Annotated in this window: 2 protein-coding genes and 1 pseudogene; 1 reads left to right on the top strand and 2 read right to left on the bottom strand. The window is 44.9% G+C overall.

All coding sequences use genetic code 11. From position 1 onward, the window contains the following. The coding region (locus F6K52_RS35820; protein WP_293089890.1) for a glycoside hydrolase 100 family protein at window positions 1-552 on the bottom strand (552 nt) is incomplete at its 3' end. A gap of 403 nt (window positions 553-955) precedes the next feature. After that, entirely contained in the window at window positions 956-1,462 is a 507-nt protein-coding gene (locus F6K52_RS35815; protein WP_293089887.1) for a hypothetical protein, read from the bottom strand. A 229-nt stretch (window positions 1,463-1,691) separates the two neighbouring features. Between F6K52_RS35815 and F6K52_RS35810 the strand changes: the two are divergent. Next, window positions 1,692-1,931: pseudogene (locus F6K52_RS35810) on the top strand (hypothetical protein); the annotation flags it as partial.

Below are 1,931 nucleotides of genomic sequence, written 5' to 3'. Positions count from 1 at the left end.
TCGGTCAATCATGAAGGCACCATCGGGAACCAACATGGTGGGAAACAGATCAAATCGTTTAGTAAGACACAGATCTAAAATTAATTTGATTCCCCGTTGGAACCTTGTCTGATTGGCAAGGGCTTGATCACCAGTTGCCTTGACATAAGCCCTTAAAATCAGCAACCACCATAAGCCAGAATCTACTGGAGCAACTCGTGCGATCGCATGTTCCCCAAAATCCGCCCCTAGATACTCCTGTTCCTTCTTCTGTATTACTTTAAAGCTCGCTGGCATCAATCCTTGACCCGCCTTAAAGCAATCCATATGCTTTTCACGGCTTTGAAGCCCTAGGGTTTCGATCAGGAAATTGCGCACAATTTCTGCCTTGCCCCTCATCAGCAATGCCATAGCGGACACCGCGAAATCCCGCGTAAAGCACTGGTCATAATTCAGGGCTTCCATATCCGGGTCTTTCGACGCTACTGTGCCCACCGGATTACCTTGATAAGAGATAATCGAATCTTCCAGGGCTTGCCAAGCTGCATCGATCAGATTACCTTCGCTTCCCATATAAAACTTCTCCTTGAAGTTGTCCATCTGGTTGATGGTAACTTAACTCCTTTGAAAACATCCTCAAGTACTGGGGTCAGATATCGAAAGACAAAGAAATTCGGGGACTTTGGATCAAGGAACTTGAGTTAAAGAAACAGGGAATAGGTCATCAAAATCGAGGCATAATTTATCATAAAAGTACTAATGCTGCAAGGTATCAGCACACAATCTTTAACAAAAAAACCTTCAACTGTAAGCAGTCAGCAGTCAGCCGTCAGCTTATTTTATTCAAAAGTACTGATTGCGCTACGCGCATTAGCTGTTCGCGTAGCGTGGCCAAAGGCCTTTAGCTGATAGCTGATAGCTGATAGCTGATAGCTGATAGCTGAATGCTTACATTCAAGCTTGAACCCTATGGACTCTAGTCATTCAAGACCGGCTCCAGCAACATTGCCGTACCTACAGGAAAAGGATAGGATATATTGTCGGTCAGAGCAGACACTCGATAAAGCATAGCTCCCCCTTCTCGATTTTGTTCTACCCCATCCATCACGATGCGTAGGACATTGCCTGGTTGAACCGGTTTATTCAAGGTCACTGTAAGAGCCATACCACCTTCACGACTCTGAGAAACTGCTGTGGTTGCTGCCACTCTCTCACCAAATTGATTAGTAACCGTTGCTTTGCGAACACCAGCCAGATTGGTACATTCAATCACAACAGCATTTATTGGAAACGCAGCCACAGCAACGGTAATAAAATGCCTATCCCCTGCAGCTCCAGCAATTCCAGCGCTGGCAACATAGGGAGCATTCGGTACAAAACCGGCTTGAGCCTGAGCCACTGGTACCAGACTAGGGATGGCCATAGGCAGCACAGATGCGGTGAATGCTAGGGCTGAAACTGCTCCGAAAACTTGTTTTTTCATCACTCAATCGTCTTGGGATACCAGACTTAAAGAACGTTGAGTTGATTTTAAAGAAGACCTTTGGAAATTGTCTGCCTGAAAAAATCGGGAATTTGACCTAGATTGCAGTGGGCTATTTGCTGGTAAGAGTCGTAAAAAATTGGAAAAAATTGCTTGATTGCACGAAAATTTTGGCAATTCTATGTCAAAGTAAAGCTAGTGTTTGGTGTGTTGGCTTTCAACCTAGTCAATGATGGCAGACGAAGCCCTAGCTGTTTTGGACACAATTTTGCCCGATTACTCCTTCAGTAACCTTCAAGAGACCGTCTTCTGTGAAGTTTGGGAAGGGAAGACTTACGCTGAGATTGCGGAAAGCTGCGGGTATGAGCATAGTTACATTAGAGATGTAGGATTCAAACTTTGGCAACGTCTCTCTGTGGCTCTCAAACAAAAAGTTACCAAAAGTAATGTCCGGTCAGTTTTGAGGCGA

The sequence above is a fragment of the Moorena sp. SIO3H5 genome (assembly GCF_010692395.1).
In the GTDB taxonomy this organism is placed as follows: Bacteria; Cyanobacteriota; Cyanobacteriia; order Cyanobacteriales; family Coleofasciculaceae; genus Moorena.
This window is presented reverse-complemented; position numbering and strand designations above follow the sequence as displayed.